General features: G+C 70.2%; 4 protein-coding genes (1 of these 4 only partly in view). All 4 read left to right on the forward strand.

Going from position 1 to position 19,911, the window contains the following annotated elements; all coding sequences use genetic code 11:
* Positions 1–13,851, forward strand: partial view of a hypothetical protein gene (locus OG395_RS44120; protein WP_327247924.1) — the 3' portion only. Its footprint begins 13,431 nt before the window's first position; the window shows 13,851 of its 27,282 coding nt (coding positions 13,432–27,282); the start codon falls outside the window, past its left edge; the stop codon is at positions 13,849–13,851.
* Positions 13,815–18,041 carry a hypothetical protein gene (locus tag OG395_RS44125; protein ID WP_327247925.1) on the forward strand — a complete coding sequence of 1,409 codons (4,227 nt, stop codon included), beginning with the start codon at positions 13,815–13,817 and terminating at the stop codon, positions 18,039–18,041. The genes OG395_RS44120 and OG395_RS44125 overlap by 37 nt, the downstream gene beginning before the upstream one ends.
* Positions 18,042–18,188: 147 nt before the next feature.
* Positions 18,189–19,163, forward strand: coding sequence for a 4-hydroxy-3-methylbut-2-enyl diphosphate reductase (ispH, locus tag OG395_RS44130; protein ID WP_327247926.1), 975 nt, complete (start codon positions 18,189–18,191; stop codon positions 19,161–19,163).
* 246 nt (positions 19,164–19,409) lie between these two features.
* Positions 19,410–19,787: an aromatic-ring hydroxylase C-terminal domain-containing protein gene (locus tag OG395_RS44135; protein WP_327247927.1), complete on the forward strand. Its 378-nt coding sequence runs from the start codon at positions 19,410–19,412 to the stop codon at positions 19,785–19,787.
* Positions 19,788–19,911 lie beyond the last annotated feature (124 nt).

The raw sequence follows: 19,911 nt of genomic DNA on the forward strand, positions 1-19,911 counted from the left end.
GCAGGTGCCCTACACCGGGCCATGGCCGGCGGCTATCTGTCCGTCCCCTTCAACACCGGCGGCGGAGCGACCGAGTTCATCGAGCTGAGCACCGCTTTCCACGATGCGGAGCTGGCCACCGAGGACGACGGCACGCCCCGGGTCGACTGGATGATCCATATCGATACCGAGGATGTGAACGTCGACAACGTCGCTCACCGTCACAGCGGCAGCGATGCCCTGTCGATCTCCGCGGCGGCGCTGTGGGGCACGGGCACCGGGCAGTTCGGGTCGACCCTTTCCGTCCCGGCGCTCGGGGGCAGCCGCTCGGTGGGGGTGTCGGACCCCGGACAGCAGGCGGGCTCGGTGACCCTGCACAAGATCAAGCTGGAAGAGCCCAGCGTGGTGGTCGCCGGGCGCACCCGTACCACGGTCCGGGGCCGTGGCCGGGCGGTGACCGTGGAGGGCACGGCCCGGCTGCGTATCCTCTTGCAGGATGCCGTGCGGCTGGGGCTGATCGACCCACGACACGCTCCCCGTGCCGTCGTGGACGGGCCGCACGCGGGGAACGTCGAACTGCACGCCCGCACCTCTCCTGGTCGGCGGGTGCGTTTCGCTCCGGTGCTAGGGAGCTGGCTGCCGCAGCTGAGCCGGGTCGACTCCGTGGAGCATGATGATGCCCGGCGTCTGATGGAGCGGGTGGTGCGGGAGGTGCGTGCGGTGGCGCCGGACATGCTGCCGCCGGACGAGGACGGGGTGAAGGCCCATGAGTACACCAACTTCATGACGATCGCCAATCTCGTGCGTCCCGAGCCGCTGGCGGCGCGGTTGCACGACATCGTCAACGGTGGGATTTCTGTCGTGCTGAGCAGGCCCGGGCTGACGGGTCCGCAGGAGGTAGTCCTGACTCTGTCCGGCACGCTCGACCCGGGCGGTTTCACCCATCGGGGGATGTGGGACGGCAACAGCGAGACGTATTACGGCGGTTTCTACGAGCTTCAGGGTGACCGGTCCACCGCGTCCTCTCTGGAGGGCGGTTTCGATGTGCCGCTGAACTACAGCACGACCCCGGACCAGTTCACGTTCCGTGGTGCGGGCGGCCGTATCGGGCCACGGGTGGGCACTGGCTGGGTGGCGACCACGGGCGGCGGTTTCTCCGTGGGTGGCGCGTCGGGTGGCGGGTCGCGGTTCATGGCCGGCTTCGAGGGTGCGGTCGGCGTCCACGTCACGGTGACCCGGTCCGGCCGGCCTGCGCCGGCGCAGGTCCCCGCGGAGCGGCCCGCGCCGGTCACGGACGGCGGCGACACCATCCCGATGACGCCCGTCCGGTCCGCGACCGGTACGCCGACGCAGGGGAGGGATCTGGCCGCGGCGGAGGAGGGCCGGGCCGGACAGGACACCGCCGCGCCGGTCGCCCTGAAGCTGCGTCTGATGGTCGCCGATGACCTTCTGGAGGAGTTGGGGCCGGACGGGCGGTGGCACGACTCGGTCGGTATGCGCTCGCATCTCGACCCGGACACGCGGATGGCCAGCCGGGAACTCGACCCGGACCGGCAGGAGCTTGTCTATGTGCCGGGTGAGAACGAACGTCCGCCGTTGCACACCCTGTTCCTGGCGGACACCAGCGGGATGCACACCGCGGTGGAGGGACTGCTCACTGATCTGGGCGTGGATCTGGAGCCTTCGGAGCGGGTTGGTCTGCATACGGCGCTGAATGCCATGGGCTCGCGGGTGGAGGACTTCATCGGCGGCAGTCACCCGTTCTGGACCCGCACGGTCGGCCGGGACACCTTCGGTATGCCGATCCGGCTCGAACTGAAACTCCGGGCGGTCGTGAGGGAGATGACGACCAGGGGAGTCAGCCGGACGTCGTATCAGTACGACCACACTCTGACGACGGCGTCGGTGAGTGACAGCGCCACCCGTGACCTGATCAGCTTGAGCGGGTCCATCGGTGTGAACGCCTCCTTCACCTCCGACTCCCGCCCCCAGGGCTATGGCGGTACCGCCGAGGAGCGGAATGCGGCCACTGACAACTCGCACACCCCCACGGCTGGTTACCGCTATGGAACGGGGGCGCCGCGCACTCTGTCGGTGAGTGCTGAGGGGCAGAGTGACCGGGTCGACATCGTCCTTGGTGATCAGGAGCATATCTACGCCCGGATGGAGTACCGGCTCGTCGCTAGCCTGTCGTCCCGCAGCCCCGTACCGCTGGGAGCCGATCCGGCGACCGCGCGTACCTACGGTGAGCGCACGGCCGACCGCACGATCGACAACGCCCACGCTCTGCTCGTGATGCCGGCCGGGCTCGCGGAGCGGATGCGCGAACAGGGCCACCAGCGCGCGTCGGCCGAGTCGGCGCCCTCCATCACGGCCGATGGCCTGTTCCCCACGACTCACCCAGCCGATGGTCTGGGCCATGCGGTGCCCTATGACATTCCTGACTTCACGCCGGTGATTGAGCGGACCCGGAGAACGCTTTTCCGGCAGCTGGATGCCGATCACGCTGAGCTTGTGCTGACGCGTCTGCGTGCTGCTTTGGCCACCCGGCAGGGCACCAAGGCCGCCATGGAGCCGATGGCTTCGGGTGTGTTCCGGATCGTGGTGCCCTACCGGGGTGCCGTGTCCACGGCGCTCGCTGTGGTCACGGCCAGGGTCGACCTGTCCAACCCCGTCCACACGGGTGACGCGGACACCCTTCACGTCATCGAGGGCAAGAACGTCCGCCGGGAGGACGTGTCGTACTCGACCTCGTATTCGTGGTCGCATTCCGGTAACGCCGGATGGAACTATGGGCACGCGTTGCACGACCCGACCCAGCCCGTGGTGGACGGGGGCGGCGGTGTCGGTTTCGGTGCCGCCTATGGGCAGGGACGCTCCCTGGGTTCCTCGCTCGGTCAGACGCGCAGCTCCGGTCTGCTGCACGTGGACACCCCCGCCCTGGTGGCCTATGACATCCGAGTCAGGATCTCCCTTGACCACTACTGGGGGGCGACCGCGTCGACCGGTGTGATCGGTCCGGTGCTTTCCCTGGTCGGCAAGCACACCCGGCACCAACTCGTCGATGCGAATTTGCGCAGGGGGCTGACGCTGGCGCATTCGCAGCAGTTGATGCAGCCTGAACCTCCCACGGGCCCCGGCCGGCGCAGGCCGCAGGCGATCCCCGCGCACGAGGCTCCGGCGCGCACCGGCCTGCGGCCCGACTCCGAGGACCTGACCGAGTCGTTCATCGGCACCATCGGCGGACTGCGCGAACTTTTGGCTCATGCGGAGACCCTGCTGGAGGAGAACGCGTCTCCGGCGCTGGGCGGCAACAGCTGGCACGGTGCCCGCGCTCACCTCGAGAGCCGCCTGGCCGTCGTGTTCAGCATGGCCTTCATGCACCAGCGGGCCGTTCACCTGCTGGGCGGCGGCACGCTGCGTGTCCCGCTGACGGTCCCGGGCATGTTTATCAACGAGGGGCTCACTCTTGTCCTGTCTCTGGACCACGACGACTTGAGTGTTACGTCGAGGCACGGGGAGGGTGCGGGGACCATCACCGGCAGCATCGTGAAGGACTTCCGGCGTTCGCACCGCTCGGTCGGCGGTGCGGTCGATGCCGCTCTGCGTCTGACGGGTTCGGCATCGCTGCGTTCCGGTCTGGCCACGGAGGGTCCGGACGTCCTGCGGCCCGGTATCGGTGTGGACGTCGGGCGGGGCCGGGGGACCGGGCAGAGCGGCGGGGGTCTCTCCAGCATGCTGGAGAGCGGCGACAAGTCGATGGGCACCCTGGGCGAGGATCTGGCCGACCCGGACCAGCGCAAGTACGCACACCTGTCCGTGGGGCGGGCCCGCTGGAACATCGGCCTGGAGCGGTCGGGCGGAACCGGGGCCGGCGTTCAGGTCACGGTGGAGCAGGACGCCCTCACCTTCTTCGCGCCCGTGGAACGGGCCGACCAGCTCCTCACACTCGATCCGGTGGTCATCACCGAGCCCCTCGTGGGCGCGCAGCCCCCCTCACGCGGCCTGCGTGGCCTGATGCCGGGTGCCTGGCAGCCGGGCCCGGACAGCGACACGGAGTCGGACAGCGACACGGAGTCGGACACGGGGCAGGCGCAGCGGACGGCCGACGCGCCGACCTCGGAACCGGTCGCCGCGCCGACCGAGCCGAACCTGTCCACCGACGAGGAGCGCAACGACCGCGGCCGGTGGCTGGCCGCGGCACCCGATCCCGCCCGGATGCCGGACGAAGCCTTCCAGGCCTACTGGAACCACCTCCCCACGGACACGGCCGGCTTCGTACGGGCTGCCGCCGCGGCGCGGTCGCTGCTCGCCGAGCAGGGCCGGGTCACCGACCCGCTCACCTCCACGCCGTTCTCCGCACTCCCCGCCGACGGCCGCGCCGCCCGCCGCCTCGCAGCCGTCTTCCACGGCGACAGCGGTCTCTACCGGAACCCCGCTCGCCGCGACGAGGCCCTGGCCCGGGCCCTTGAACTGCTCGACGACCCCGCTCCGGTCCGTCCGGTCACGGAGTCCTTTGTGGAACCCGAAGCGGTGCCTGACGCCGTGTCCACGACCGGGGCGGATCGCGACACCCTCATGGACGAGGATGGGGAGTTCGAGGGAGCGGAGGAGCTGAGCCCGCTGGCTGTGGCGGCCCTGGCCCGGTTGCGCCGTGAGCTTCCCGATTCCTGGCAGGAGCGGTTGATCAAAGCCTCCGGACTCCTCAACCTGCCGCGGGCGAAGACGGAGGAAGAACTGATCGCGAAGCTCGAGGCGATGGTGCTGACCGCCGCGGCCGTGTATGACACTCCGAATGAGACGGAGGCCCTCCTCGACCACCACCGCGCCCGGCAGCCCGGCAGGGGCGAGCCGCCCGCCCGGGGAACCGTCCTCCTCACGGCCCTGCACGAGGTGCTCCGCGACCTGCCCGTGGGCCAGAAACCCGGCGGGGGCGGCTCGCGTCCGGACACCGACCCGGCGTACGAGGGCATCGACACCCCGGGCGCCTCAGGCTCCGGCTCCGACCCGCTTGCTGTTGCCGGCCCGGTTCAGGTTCCTGAGATGTCCCCGACGGATTGGATACGTGACCGGGACGCCAGGGACGAGAATCTCCTCTTCGCCCCGCCTGAGGCGTTCACCGCCTCGAGTCTGAGGCAGTACGGGGGGGCGGGTACGTTCGACCTGCCCGATGGGCGTCTTCACGGGGAGATCCGTGAGGCGATTGTGCAGGCGGTCCCCGAGGGCGTGCGTGAGGGTGTGCGGCGGGCGCTGGACGACCGGTTCTCGGTGGAAAGTTTCATCAGTGAGTTGCCGCAGGCGATCGGTGACCGTCTTGTTCTGGGTCTGCATGTGGACGGCAGGTATTTCGAGGCGGCTGTGCGGGTGCGGGTGGGTGACTGGCGTCAGATCACCGATCCGCATGGCCGTCGTCTGCCCGGAACCGAACAGTTCCTGCCGCCGACGGTGTCCGGGAAGCGGGAGCCGCGTACTCGTCAGCTCCTGGAGTCGGGTGAGTCGGTGGGGAGCAGCCGGACCCGGGCACACGGCATTGCGCTGCCTGCCGCGATATTGCTCAATTACACGCTCGATGCGATTCCGCATCTCAGTTCGGCGGCGGCGGTGTTCAGTTCGGTGCTCGCCGGGTACAACGCGGCGTCGACGAGCACGGTCTCCTCCGGTGCGACCACGGCCCGTTACACCAAGGGCACTTATCGGGCTGTCGATTTCCTCTATGACGTGCTGTTCGACGTGACTGTGCAGGGCGTGGGTGGGTCGGTGGCGCCGGGGCAGCACCAGGCCGTTCTGGAGCGGGCGTTGGTGGGGCGGCACGACCGGCGGTTGCTGCAGAGCCGCCGGCCCAAGCCGTCGCAAGGGGTCACCCACGCGACGTCGGAGTGGTGGCATGCGTCTGTGCCGGCCATCGGCGGGGCGGGCCCTTCGGCAGTCTCCGATGTGGGTGTCCCGGCCATGCCGTTCCGCGGGGATGCGGGCACTGCCCTGCTCCGCAACGCTCTGGAGAATTTGGGGCAGCACCGGGCGCGCGCCGCCCGGGACACCACGGTCTACCAGGACTGGTGGCCGTTGGGCCGGCCGGAGGTGGAGGAAGCGGGCAGCGATACGGACCCGGCCGGGACGGAGATGGGCCCGGATCAGTTGCATGCTCCGTTGCGTGTGCCTCGTACTTCGGTTGTTGAGTCGTTCGATCACACCGAGGAGCTGCGTCGGGCGGTGTTCTCAGTGTTGCCCGAGTCGATGTCACGGGTCGGGACGCCGGAGAAGAGCGCGGTCGACGCGTTCACGGCTGTCCATTCGATTGCTGGCGCTCTTCACCGGGCCATGGCGGGTGGCTATCTGTCCGTCCCCTTCAACACCGGCGGCGGAGCGACCGAGTTCGTCGAGCTGAGCACTGTCTTCGATGGTGCGGAGCTGGTGACCGAGGAGGACGGTACGCCCCGGGTCGACTGGATGATCCATATCGATACTGAGGATGTGAACGTCGACAACGTCGCTCACCGTCACAGCGGGAGTGACGCTTTGTCGTTGTCCGCGACGGCGTTGTTGGGTACGGGCGCGGGGGAGTTCGGGTCGACCGTCTCCGTTCCGGCGCTGGGGGGCAGCCGTTCGGTGGGGGTGTCGGACCCGGGGCAGCAGGCGGGTTCGGTGACCCTGCACAAGATCAAGCTGGAAGAGCCGACCGTGGTGGTCGCCGGGCGCACCCTCACCACGGTCCGGGGCCGTGGCCGGGCGGAGACCGTGGAGGGCACGGCCCGGCTGCGTATTCTCTCGCAGGAGGCTGTGCGGCTGGGGCTGATCGACCCACGACACGCTCTCCGTGCCGTCGTGGACGGGCCGCATGCCGGGAATGTCGAACTGCACGCCCGTACTTCTCCCGGCCGGCGGCTGCGTTTCGCTCCGGTGCTGGGCAGTTGGCTGCCCCAGCTCAGCCGGGTCGACTCTGTGGAGCATGATGATGCCCGGCGTCTGATGGAGCGGGTGGTGCGGGAGGTGCGTGCGGCGGCGCCGGACATGCTGCCGCAGGCCGACCCGGTGCGTGGGGTGAAGGCGCATGAGCACACCAACCTGATGACGATCGCCAACCTGGTGCGTCCCGAGCCGCTGGCGGCGCGGTTGCACGACATCCTCAACGGCGGGATTTCTGTCGTGCTGAGCAGGCCCGGGCTGACGGGTCCGCAGGAGGTGGTCCTGACTCTGTCGGGCACGCTCGACCCGGGCCGTTTCGCTAAACGGGGGATGTGGGACGGCAACAGCGAGACGTATTACGGCGGTTTCTACGAGCTTCAGGGTGACCGGTCGACCGCTTCCTCTTTGGAGGGCGGTTTCGATGTGCCGTTGAACTACAGCTCGACGCCTGATCAGTTCACGTTCCGTGGTGCGGGTGGCCGAATCGCGCCGCGGGCGGGTACTGGCTGGGTGACGACCACCGGCGGCGGTTTCTCCGTGGGTGGTGCCTCGGGCGGCGGGTCGCGGTTCATGGCCGGCTTCGAGGGTGCGGTCGACGTCCATGTCACGGTGACCCGGTCCCGTCCGCCCGCGCCCGCGCCGGCTCAGCCGCCCGTGGCTGTCACGGATGGCGGCAACGTCATCGAGTTGACGACGACCCGGTCCACGACCGGCGCGCCGGCGCAGGGGACGGATCTGGGCGCCGTGGAGGAGGGCCGGGTCGGAGAGGACACCGCCGGGCCGGTCACGTTGAACGTGCGTTTGATGGTTGCCGACGATCTTCTGGAGGAGTTGGGGCCGGACGGGCGGTGGCACGACTCGGTCGGTATGCGTTCGCATCTCGACCCTGACACGCGGATGGCCAGCCGGGAACTCGACCCGGACCGGCAGGAGCTCGTCTATGTGCCGGGCGAGAACGAACGCCCGCCGTTGCACACGCTGTTCATAGCGGACACCAGTCGGATGCACACCGCCGCGGACGAACTCCTCACCGAACTGGACGTGGATCTGGAGCCCTCGGAGCGGGTCGGTCTGCATACGGCGCTGAATGCCATGGGCTCGCGTGTCGAGGACTTCATCGGCGGCAGCCGCCCCTTCTGGACCCGGACGGTGGGCCGGGACTCCTTCGGTATGCCGGTCCGGCTCGAGCTCCAACTCCGGGCGGTCGTGAGGGAGATGACGACCAGGGGAGTCAGCCAGACGTCGTATCAGTACGATCACACTCTGACGACGGCCTCGGTGAGTGACAGTGCCACCCGCGATCTGATCAGCTTGAGTGGATCTGTCGGTGTGAACGCCTCCTTCACCTCCGACCCCCGCCCGCAGGGCTATGGCGGCACTGCCGAGGAACGCAACGCGGCCACCGACAACTCGCACACTCCGACGGCTGGTTACCGCTACGGGACGGGGGCGCCGCGTACTCTGACGGTGAGTGCCGAGGGGCAGAGTGACCGGGTCGATATCGTCCTCGGTGCCCAGGAGCACATCTATGCCCGGATGGAGTACCGGCTCGTCGCTAGCCTGTCGTCCCGCAGCCCCGTACCGCTGGGAGCCGATCCGGCGACCGCGCGTACCTACGGTGAGCGCACGGCCGACCGCACGATCGACAACGCCCACGCTCTGCTCGTGATGCCGGCCGGGCTTGCGGAGCGGATGCGCGAGCAGGGCCACGGCCGCGTGTCGGCCGAGACGGCCGAGCCGGGGCCCTCGCGGCTGTCCCCGGGGCTCCCGGCGCTGTCGGTCACGGGCGCAGACAACCGATTCCCCACCACTCATCCGGCCGATGGTCTGGGGCATGCGGTGTTGCACGACATCCCTGACTTCGCGCCGGTGGTCGAGAGGACCCAGGACACGCTTTTCCGGCAGTTGGATGCCGATCACGCTGAGCTTGTGCTGACGCGTCTGCGTGCTGCTTTGGCCACCCGGCAGGGCACCAAGGCCGCTATGGAGCCGATGGCTTCGGGTGTGTTCCGGATTGTGGTGCCCTACCGGGGTGCCGTGTCCACGGCGCTCGCTGTGGTCACGGCCCGGGTCGACCTGTCCAACCCCGTCCACACGGGGGATGCGGACTCTCTCCATGTCATCGAGGGCAAGAATGTCCGCCGGGAGGATGTGTCGTACTCGACCTCGTATTCGTGGTCGCATTCGGGCAACGCCGGATGGAACTATGGGCACGCGTTGCACGACCCGGACCAGCCCGTGGTGGACGGGGGCGGTGGTGGCGGTTTCGGTGCCGCCTATGGGCAGGGACGCTCCCTGGGTTCCTCGCTCGGTCAGACGCGCAGTTCCGGTCTGCTGCATGTGGACAAGCCCGCCCTGGTGGCGTATGACGTGCGGGTCACGATCTCCCTCGACCACTACTGGGGGGCGACCGCGTCGACCGGTGTGGTCGGCCCGGTGCTCTCCCTGGTCGGCAAGCACACCCGGCACCAACTCGTCGACACCACCCTGTCTGGGGCGCTGACGCTGGCGCATCCGCAGCAGCTGATGCAGCCCGAGCCTCCCGCGGGCCCCGGCCGGCCGGCGCCGCGGACGATTCCCGCACACAGGGCCGGGCCGCGCACCGGCCTGCGGCCCGACTCCGAGGACCTGACCGAGTCGTTCATCGGCACCATCGGCGGACTGCGCGAACTTTTGGCCCAGGCGGAGAACCTGCTGGGGGAGAACGTGTCCTCGGCGCTGGGCGGCAACACCTGGCACGGTGCCCGCGCCCATCTCGAAAGCCGTTTGGCCGTCGTGTTCAGCATGGCCTTTATGCACCAGCGGGCCGTCCACCTGCTGGGCAGCGGCACGCTGCGTGTCCCGCTGACGGTCCCGGGCATGTTCGTCAACGAGCAGCTCACTCTTGTCCTGTCCCTCGACCACGACGACCTGAGCGTTATGTCGATGCATGGCGAGGGCGATGGGACCGTCACCGGGACGATCGTGAAGGACTTCCGGCGTTCGCACCGCTCGGTCGGCGGTGCGGTCGATGCCGCGCTGCGTCTGACGGGCTCGGCATCGCTGCGTTCCGGTCTGGCCACGGAGGGTCCGGATGTCCTGCGGCCCGGTATCGGTGTGGACGTCGGTCGGAGCCGGGGGACCGGGCAGAGTGGCGGGGGTCTCTCCAGCATGCTGGAGAGCGGGGACAAGTCGATGGGCACCCTGGGCGAGGATCTGGCCGACCCGGACCAGCGCAAGTACACACACCTCTCCGTCGGCCGGGCCCGCTGGAACATCGGCCTGGAACGCTCGGACGGAACCGGGGCCGGCGTTCAGGTCACCGTGGAGCAGGATGCCCTCACCTTCTTCGCGCCCGTGGAACGGGCCGACCAGCTCCTCACACTCGATCCGGTGGTCATCACCGAGCCCCTCGTGGGCGCGCAGCCCCCCTCACGCGGCCTGCGTGGCCTGATGCCGGGTGCCTGGCAGCCGGGCCCGGACAGCGACACGGAGTCGGACAGCGACACGGAGTCGGACACGGGGCAGGCGCAGCGGACGGCCGACGCGCCGACCTCGGAACCGGTCGCCGCGCCGACCGAGCCGAACCTGCCCACCGACGAGGAGCGCAACGACCACGACCGGTGGCTGGCCGCGGCACCCGATCCCGCCCGGATGCCGGACGAAGCCTTCCAGGCCTACTGGAACCACCTCCCCACGGACACGGCCGGCTTCGTACGGGCTGCCGCCGCGGCGCGGTCGCTGCTCGCCGAGCAGGGCCGGTTCACCGACCCGCTCACCTCCACGCCGTTCTCCGCACTCCCCGCCGACGGCCGCGCCGCCCGCCGCCTCGCAGCCGTCTTCCACGGCGACAGCGGTCTCTACCGGAACCCCGCTCGGCGCGACGAGGCCCTGGCCCGGGCCCTTGAACTGCTCGACGACCCCGCTCCGGTCCGTCCGGTCACGGAGTCCTCCGCGGAACCCGAAGCGGTGCCTGACGCCGTGTCCACGACCGGGTCCCCCGTGGACGAGGCGGAGTTCGAGAGAGCGGAGGAGCTGAGCCCGCCGGCTGCGAGGGCCCTGGCCCGGTTGCGCCGCGAGCTTCCCGGTTCCTGGCAGGAGCAGTTGGGCAAGGCTTCCCGTCTCCTCGCGCTGCCCTGGGCGGTGACGGAGGAAGAACAGGTCGCGCAGCATGAGGCGGCGGTGCTGACCGCCGCGGCTCTGTATGACACTCCGAGTGAGACGGTGGCCCTCGTCGGCCACCACGGTTCCCGGAACCCTGACAAGGGTGAGCCGCCTGCCCGGGAAACCGTTCTCCTGACGGCCCTGCACGAGGTGCTCCGCGATCTGCCTGTGGGCGAGAGCCCCCGCGGGGGCGGCTCGCGTCCGGTCACCGACCCGGCGTATGAGGGCATCTTCACCCCGGGCGCCTCAGGCTCCGGCTCCGCCCCGCTTGCTGTTGCCGGTCCGGTTCAGGTTCCTCAGATGTCTACGGTGGACTGGATACGTGACCGGGATGCCCTGGATGAGAGGCTTCTCTTCGCCCCGCCCGAGGCCCTCACTGCTCCGAGTCTGAGGCAGTCCGCCGGGGCGGGTACGTTCGATCTGCCTGACGGGCGTCTTCACGGGGCGATTCGTGAGGCGATTGTGCAGGCGGTCCCCGAGGGCGTGCGTGAGGGTGTGCGGCGGGCGCTCGATGACCGGTTCTCGGTGGAGAGTTTCATCAGTGAGTTGCCGCAGGCGATCGGTGACCGTCTCGTTCTCGGTCTGCATGTGGACGGCAGGTACTTCGAGGCGGCTGTGCGGGTGCGGGTGGGTGACTGGCGTCAGATCACCGATCCGCACGGGCGCCGTCTGCCCGGCACCGAGGGGTATCTGCCGCCGACGGTGTCTGCGAAGCGGGAGCCGCGTACCCGTCAGCTCCTGGAGTCGGGTGAGTCGGTGGGTAGCAGCCGGACCCGGGCCCATGGCATTGCGTTGCCCGCTGCGATGCTGCTCACGTTCGAGGCGATTCCGCATCTGAGTTCGACGGCGGCGGTGTTCAGTTCGGTGCTCGCCGGGTACAACGCGGCCTCGACGAGCACCGTCTCCTCCGGAGCGACCACCGCCCGCTATACCAAGGGCACTTACCGGGCTGTCGACTTCCTTTACGACGTGCTTTACGACGTGACCGTGCAGGGTGTGGGCGGGTTTGTGGCGCCGGGGCAGAACCAGGCTGTTCTGGAGGGGGCGTTGGTGGGGCGGCACGACCGGCGGTTGCTGCAGAGCCGGCCCAAGCCGTCAGAGGAGGTCACTCACGCGACGTCCGAGTGGTGGCATGCACCTGTGCCGCCGTCCCGCAGGGGCGCGGGCACCGGCCTGCTCCGTGACGCCGTGGAGAATTTGGGGCAGCACCGGGGGCGCGCCGCCCGGGATGCCATCGCCTATCAGGAGTGGTGGCCGTTCGGCCGGCCGGTGGAGCAGGGGGAGGCGGGCGGTCCCGACGCGGCTGTCACGCAGGTGGCTCCGGACCAGCTGCATGCTCCGTTGCCCGTGCCTCGTACTTCGGTCGTGGAGTCTTTCGATCACACCGAGGAGTTGCGCCGGGCTGTGTTCTCTGTGTTGCCGGAGTCGATGTCGCGGGTGGGGATGCCGGAGAAGAGTGCGGTCGACGCGTTCACGGCTGTCCATTCGATCGCCGGTGCCCTTCACCGGGCCATGGCGGGCGGCTATCTGTCCGTCCCGTTCAACACTGGCGGCGGAGCGACCGAGTTCGTCGAGCTGAGCACCACTTTCCACAATGCGGAGCTGGTGACCGAGGAGGACGGCACGACCCGGGTCGACTGGATGATCCATATCGATACTGAGGATGTGAACGTCGACAACGTCGCTCACCGTCACAGTGGCAGTGATGCCCTGTCGCTGTCCGCGGCGGCGTTGTGGGGCACAGGCACCGGGCAGTTCGGGTCGACCGTCTCCGTCCCGGCGCTGGGGGGCAGCCGTTCGGTGGGGGTGTCGGACCCGGGGCAGCAGGCGGGTTCGGTGACCCTGCACAAGATCAAGTTGGAAGAGCCGACTGTGGTGGTCGCCGGGCGCACCCGTACCACGGTCCGGGGCCGTGGCCGGGCGGTGACCGTGGAGGGCACGGCCCGGCTGCGTATTCTCTCGCAGGAGGCTGTGCGGCTGGGGCTGATTAACCCACGACACGCTCCCCGGGCCGTCGTGGACGGGCCGCATGCCGGGAATGTCGAACTGCATGCCCGTACTTCTCCCGGCCGGCGGCTGCGTTTCGCTCCGGTGCTGGGTAGTTGGCTGCCTCAGCTGAGTCGGGTCGACTCCGTGGAGCATGATGATGCCCAGCGTCTGATGGAGCAGGTGGTGCGTGCGGTGCGTGCGGCGGCGCCGGACATGCTGCCGCCGGAGGAGGAGGGGAACCCGCCAGCCAATGCGGTGCTCGCTCTGGCCCGGTCGGTGCGTGGGGTGAAGGCGCATGAGCACACCAACCTCATGACGATCGCCAACCTGGTGCGTCCGGAACCGCTCGCGGCGCGGCTGCATGACATCGTCAATGGTGGGATCTCCGTGGTGTTGAGCAGGCCCGGGCTGACGGGTCCGCAGGAGGTGGTCCTGACTCTGTCCGGCACCCTGGACCCGGACGACTTCACACATCGGGGGATGTGGGACGGCAACAGCGAGACGTATTACGGCGGTTTCTACGAGCTTCAGGGTGGCCGGTCCACCGCCTCCTCTTTGGAGGGCGGTTTCGACGTTCCGTTGAACTACAGCTCGACTCCGGATCAGTTCAGGTTCCGTGGTGCGGGTGGCCGTATCGGGCCGCGGGTGGGGACCGGTTGGGTGGCGACCACGGGCGGCGGTTTCTCCGTGGGTGGTGCTTCGGGTGGCGGGTCGCGGTTCATGGCCGGTTTCGTGGGTGCGGTCGACGTCCATGTCACGGTGACCCCGTCCCGCCCGCGCCCGTGCCGGCTCAGCCGCCCGTGGCTGTCACGGATGGCGGCAACGTCATCGAGTTGACGACGATCCGGTCCGCGACCGGCGCGCCGGCGCCGGAGAGGGATCTGGGCGCGGCGGAGGAGGGCCGGGTCGGTGAGGACACCGCCGGGCCGGTCACGTTGAACGTGCGTCTGATGGTCGCCGACGATCTCCTGGAGGAGTTGGGGCCGGACGGGGAGTGGCACGACTCGGTCGGTATGCGTTCGCATCTCGACCCTGACACGCGGATGGCCAGCCGGGAACTCGACCCGGACCGGCAGGAGCTTGTCTATGTGCCCGGCGAGAACGAACGGCCGCCGTTGCACACCCTGTTCATGGCGGACACCAGTCGGATGCACACCGCCGTCGAGGAGCTCCTCACCGAGCTGGATGTGGATCTGGAGCCTTCGGAGCGGGTCGGTCTGCACACGGCGCTGAACGCGATGGGCTCGCGGGTGGAGGACTTCATCGGCGGCAGCCGCCCGTTCTGGACCCGCACGGTCGGCCGGGGCACTTTCGGCATGCCGGTCCGGATCGAACTCCAACTCCGGGCGGTCGTCGCAGAAATGACGACCAGGGGAGTCAGCCAGACGTCGTATCAGTACGACCACACGCTGACGACGGCCTCGGTGAGTGACAGCGCCACCCGTGACCTGATCAGCTTGAGCGGATCTGTCGGTGTGAACGTCTCCTTCACCTCCGACCCCCGCCCCGAGGGTTACGGGGGCACTGCCGAGGAACGCAACGCGGCCACCGACAACTCGCACACCCCGACGGCTGGTTACCGCTACGGGACGGGGGCGCCGCGCACTCTGACGGTGAGTGCTGAGGGGCAGAGTGACCGGGTCGATATCGTCCTCGGTGACCAGGAGCACATCTACGCCCGGATGGAGTACCGGCTCGTCGCCAAGCTGTGGTCCCGCAGCCCCGTGCCCCTGAGAACCGATCCGGCGACCGCGCGCATCTACGGGGAGCGCACGGCCCGCCGTACGATCGACGACGCCCATGCCCTGCTCGTGATGCCGGCCGGGCTCGCGGAGCGGATGCGCGAGCAGGGCCACGGCCGCGCGTCGACAGAGACGGCCGAGCCGGCCGCCCAGGCGGGGCCCTCGCGCCTGTCCCCGGTGCCCTCCATCACGGGTGCCGCCGAGCCGGTGCCCTCGAGTACGGGTGCCGATGGTCCGTTCCCCACCACTCATCCGGCCGATGGTCTGGGGCATGCGGTGTTGCATGACATCCCTGACTTCGCGCCGGTGGTCGAGCGGGCCCGGGACACGCTTTTCCGGCAGCTGGATGCCGATCATGCCGAGCTTGTGCTGACGCGTTTGCGTGCTGCTCTGGGCACCCGGCAGGGCACCAAGGCTGCTATGGAGCCCATGGCTTCGGGTGTGTTCCGGATCGTGGTGCCCTACCGGGATGTTGTGTCCACGGCGCTGGCCGTGGTCACGGCCCGGGTCGACCTGTCCCGCCCCGTCCACACGGGCGACACGGACACCCTCCATGTCATCGAGGGCAAGAATGTCCGCCGGGAGGACGTTTCCTACTCGGCGTCCCATTCCTGGTCGCATTCGGGCAATGCCGGCTGGAACTACGGGCACGCGCTGCACGATCCGGCCCAGCCTGTGGTGGACGGGGGTGGTGGTGGCGGTTTCGGTGCCGCCTACGGGCAGGGACGTTCCCTGGGTTCCTCGCTCGGCCAGACGCGCAGTTCCGGTCTGCTGCACGTGGACAAGCCCGCTCTGGTGGCGTATGACGTGCGGGTCACGATGTCCCTCGACTATTATCGGGGGGCGACCGCGTCGACCGGTGTGGTCGGCCCGGCGCTCTCCCTGATCGGCAAGCACACCCGGCACCAACTCGTCGACACCACCCTGTCTGGGGCGCTGACGCTGGCGCATCCGCAGCAGCTGATGCAGCCCGAGCCTCCCGCGGGCCCCGGCCGGCCGGCGCCGCGGACGATTCCCGCACACAGGGCCGGGCCGCGCACCGGCCTGCGGCCCGACTCCGAGGACCTGACCGAGTCGTTCATCGGCACCATCGGCGGACTGCGCGAACTTTTGGCCCAGGCGGAGAACCTGCTGGGGGAGAACGTGTCCTCGGCGCTGGGCGGCAACACCTGGCACGGTGCCCGCGCCCATCTCGAAAGCCGTTTGGCCGTCGTGTTCAGCATGGCCTTTATGCACCAGCGGGCCGTCCACCTGCTGGGCGGCGGCACGCTCCGTGTTCCCCTGACCGTCCCGGGCATGTTCATCAACCAGGGGCTCACTCTTGTGCTGTCCCTCGACCTTGAGGGCCTGAGTGTTACGTCGATGCATGGCGAGGGCGATGGGACCGTCACCGGGACGATCGTGAAGGACTTCCGGCGTTCGCACCGCTCGGTCGGCGGTGCGGTCGATGCCGCGCTGCGTCTGACGGGCTCGGCATCGCTGCGTTCCGGTCTGGCCACGGAGGGTCCGGATGTCCTGCGGCCCGGTATCGGTGTGGACGTCGGTCGGAGCCGGGGGACCGGGCAGAGTGGCGGGGGTCTCTCCAGCATGCTGGAGAGCGGGGACAAGTCGATGGGCACCCTGGGCGAGGATCTGGCCGACCCGGACCAGCGCAAGTACACACACCTCTCCGTCGGCCGGGCCCGCTGGAACATCGGCCTGGAACGCTCGGACGGAACCGGGGCCGGTATCCAGGTCACGGTGGAGCAGGACGCCCTCACCTTCTTCGCGCCCGTAGAACGGGCCCAGCAGCTCCTCACGCTCGATCCGGTGGTCATCACCGAGCCCCGCGTGGGCGCGCAGCCCCCGTCACGCGGCCTGCGTGGCCTGATGCCGGGTGCCTGGCAGACCGGCCCGGACAGCGACACGGAGTCAGACAGCGACACCGAATCGGACACGGACCAGGAACCCAGGGCGGCCTCCCCGCAGCACCCCGAACCGGCCGGCGGACCGGCCGAGCTGAACCAGCCCACCCCCGAGGCCCTGACCGACCTGCCCACAGGCATCCAGGAACAGGTGGACCCCCAGGTCGGAACCCGGCACCTGCTCCAGGACGTGGACGGCGTCACCCAGCCCGTCGACGGCCTGCTGTCGGCCCTGAGCGATGGGGCCAGGCAGGGCCGCCCGTCCGGGCAGTTCTCGGAGAGGGCTCTCGGTAAGCGTCGGGCCACGGGCGAGGCCGGTATCGAAGGGTTCGGCGTTGACGTAGAGCGGGAAGCGGCCGACGAGGAGGTGGAGTTCGAGGAGGCGGACAAGCTGAGCACGCTGGCCATAGCGGCCCTGGCCCGGTTGCGCCGCGAGCTTCCCGATTCCTGGCAGGAGCAGTTGCGCGACGCCTCCGAACTCCTCGACCTGCCCCAGGCGGCGACGGGGGACGACCGGGTCGCGCAGCTCGAGGCGACGGTGCTGACCGCCGCGGCCTCGTACGACACTCCGCGTGAGACGGAGGCTCTCCTCGACCACTACCGCTCCCGGCAGCCCGACAAGGGCGAGCCGCCCGCCCGGAGAACCGTCCTCCTCTCGGCCTTGCACGACGCGCTCCGCGCTCTGCCCGTGGACCAGAGCCCCCGCGGGGGCGGCTCGCTGCAGGGCACCGGCCCGGCGGACGACGGCATCGACACCCCGGGCGGCTGGCAGACCGGCCCGGACAACGACACTGAATCGGACACAGGACAGCAGCCGGGAACAACCGGCGCGCAGCGCCCCGAACCGGTCGGCGAGCCGACCGAGCTGAACCTGCCCACCGCCGAGGCCCTGACCGACCTGCGCACAGGCATCCAGGAACAGCCGGGTCCCCAAGTGGACACCCGACACATGCTCCAGGACGCGGACGGCGCAACCCAGATCGTGCCGGCGCCCTGGGCGGCGGACCGGGTGCGCTTCCTCCTCGTCGAGGCCGACGGTGGCAACCTGATGCTGTTCGGCCCGGAGGGGATCGCGGAGCCGTACGCCCCTGACGAGGCGGCGACCCGCATCGCGGAGATCCTCGCCGCCGCCGGATCCGGAGCGGTCCCGGGGGCTTTCGTCCTGGTCGGGGTGGGCGACGCGGTCGCTCGGCAGTACCTCGCCGATCAGCTGTCGTACCGGATGGGCACAGCGGTGTGGGTCGCCGACACACCGTCACACCTGGAGACCGGCCTCGACGGGATCTCCCGCGTCCGCACCGAAGGGGACGGCGAGTGGACCAGCGTCGACCCCCCGCGGCACGGGACGGACGCCCCGGGACCGCACGTTACGGTCGATTAGGGGGCCGCCGAGCCCACCGGCGCGCAACCGCCCGCACCCTTGCGGGCGGCACCGGTGCCCGTTGGTGCACAGTTCGGACCGAGCCCGTGTCCCGGCCGGGCGCTCGGTGCTTCTCTCCGGATCAGCCGACAAGTCCTGGAGGTCGACATGGGGAACGGGTCCGCGCGGCAGTCCGGAGTGCCGGGCTGCAGATCGGTTCTGCTCGCCGCGCCCAGCGGGTTCTGCGCGGGGGTCTCCCGGGCTGTCGAGACGGTCGAGCGGGCCCTCACCCGGTACGGGGCGCCCGTCTACGTGCGCCGGCAGATCGTGCACAACCGGCAGGTCGTGGAACGGCTGCAGCACGCGGGCGCCGTTTTCGTCGCCGAGGTCGACGAGGTCCCGGCGGGGGCGGTTCTCGTCCTTTCCGCCCACGGAGTGGCCCCGGGAGTACGGGAGGCGGCGGCGGACCGGGGCCTGCGGGTCATCGACGCCACCTGCCCGCTGGTGACCAAGGTGCACCGTGAGGCCCGGCGGTACGCCGAACTCGGCTACGACATCCTGCTGATCGGGGACCCGGACCACGACGAGGTCATCGGGACCGCCGGGGTGGCCCCAGGGCGCACGCACATCGTGGACGGCCTCGAAGCCGCACGCGTGCTGGAGGTGGCGGACCCGGGGCGGCTCGTGTGGCTCGCGCAGACCACCCTCACCGTGGATGAGACCGAACGGGTCGCGGCGGAGCTGCGCAAGCGGTTCCCGGGGCTCCAGGACCTGCCGAGCGACGACATCTGCTACGCCGCGCAGAACCGGCAGGCGGGCGCGAAGCACTTGGCCGGGGCGAGCGACGTCGTGCTGGTCGTGGGCTCCGCGAACTCCCACAACTCCTGCCGCCTGGTGGACGTGGCGAGGGCCTGCGGCACCCCGGCCCACCTGGTCGACGACCCGGCCGCGATCGAAGACGGGTGGCTGCACGGCGTCGCCGTCGTCGGCGTCACGGCGGGGGCCTCCGCGCCCGCGGAATCCATCGGGGCGGTGATCGCGGAGCTGGCCGCCCGCGGGTACCGGGATGTGCGCACGGTGGAGGTCGCGCGCGAGGGCCAGCATTTCTCCCTGCCCCGCGAACTGGCCGCGTCCCGCCCCTGATCCGGCGGCCGGACAGTGTTCCGCCCCGCGCACCGGGGGTGGCGGGGTGGGGCTCCTGCTCGGCGGCGTGCTGACGGAGTTCGGCAGGCCCCCGGGCCACTCCCCCCGACGGCCACGGGCCTGGCCTTCCCGCCGATGGTTACGGCGATCATGATCACCTCCACCCTTCCACCAACGTCCTGCTGTCCGCATCGGGCCCAGGCCCGTCGTCCCCCTCGGGACGGCGCCGGCGGTGGGCTGCTCGGGATGACCGTGCTGGGTCCGGACCGCGCCTACGCCGCCCGCATCCTGCCCGCGCTGGTGGTGCTCAGGCTCGGCGTCGGCCTGGTCCTCGCCCCCGGGACGAGCGGCGCCACCGCGGCCTCCGCGGGCGTCAACACCATGCAGCAGGTCGGCGGTTCCATCGGTGTGGCCCTGCTCAGCTCCGTGGCGGCCTGTGCGGCCTCCGCCGAGTTCGCCGGAGCCTCCCCGGCCGCCTGGAGCGGGGTGCGCGCCGCGCTCATCCGCCCCGACGGGCACGTGGCCTGGGCCGGCACCGACCGGGACGACGACCGGCTTGCCGCGGTCGCGAACGAGGCCGCCTCCGCGACGGCAGAGGCTATGGCGGCCACGGCGGCCCGGTAGGGACACCGCGCCCGTGGGCAACAGCCATGCGCCGGGGCGAAAGAGATCCCGGACGCGGCGCCCGAGAGTGGACAGCGACACCGTCCCACCAGATCAGGCCGCAGTCCTTCGGGCTCCGGCGAGA

Origin of the sequence: Streptomyces sp. NBC_01320, from assembly GCF_035974375.1 — a bacterium.
GTDB classification, from domain to species: domain Bacteria; phylum Actinomycetota; class Actinomycetes; order Streptomycetales; family Streptomycetaceae; genus Streptomyces; species Streptomyces yanii.

Coding starts and splice junctions, on each gene's coding strand:
- ispH (WP_327247926.1), top strand. CDS start 18,189: ATGGGGAACGGGTCCGCGCGGCAGTCCGGAGTGCCGGGCTGCAGATCG.
- OG395_RS44135 (WP_327247927.1), top strand. CDS start 19,410: ATGACCGTGCTGGGTCCGGACCGCGCCTACGCCGCCCGCATCCTGCCC.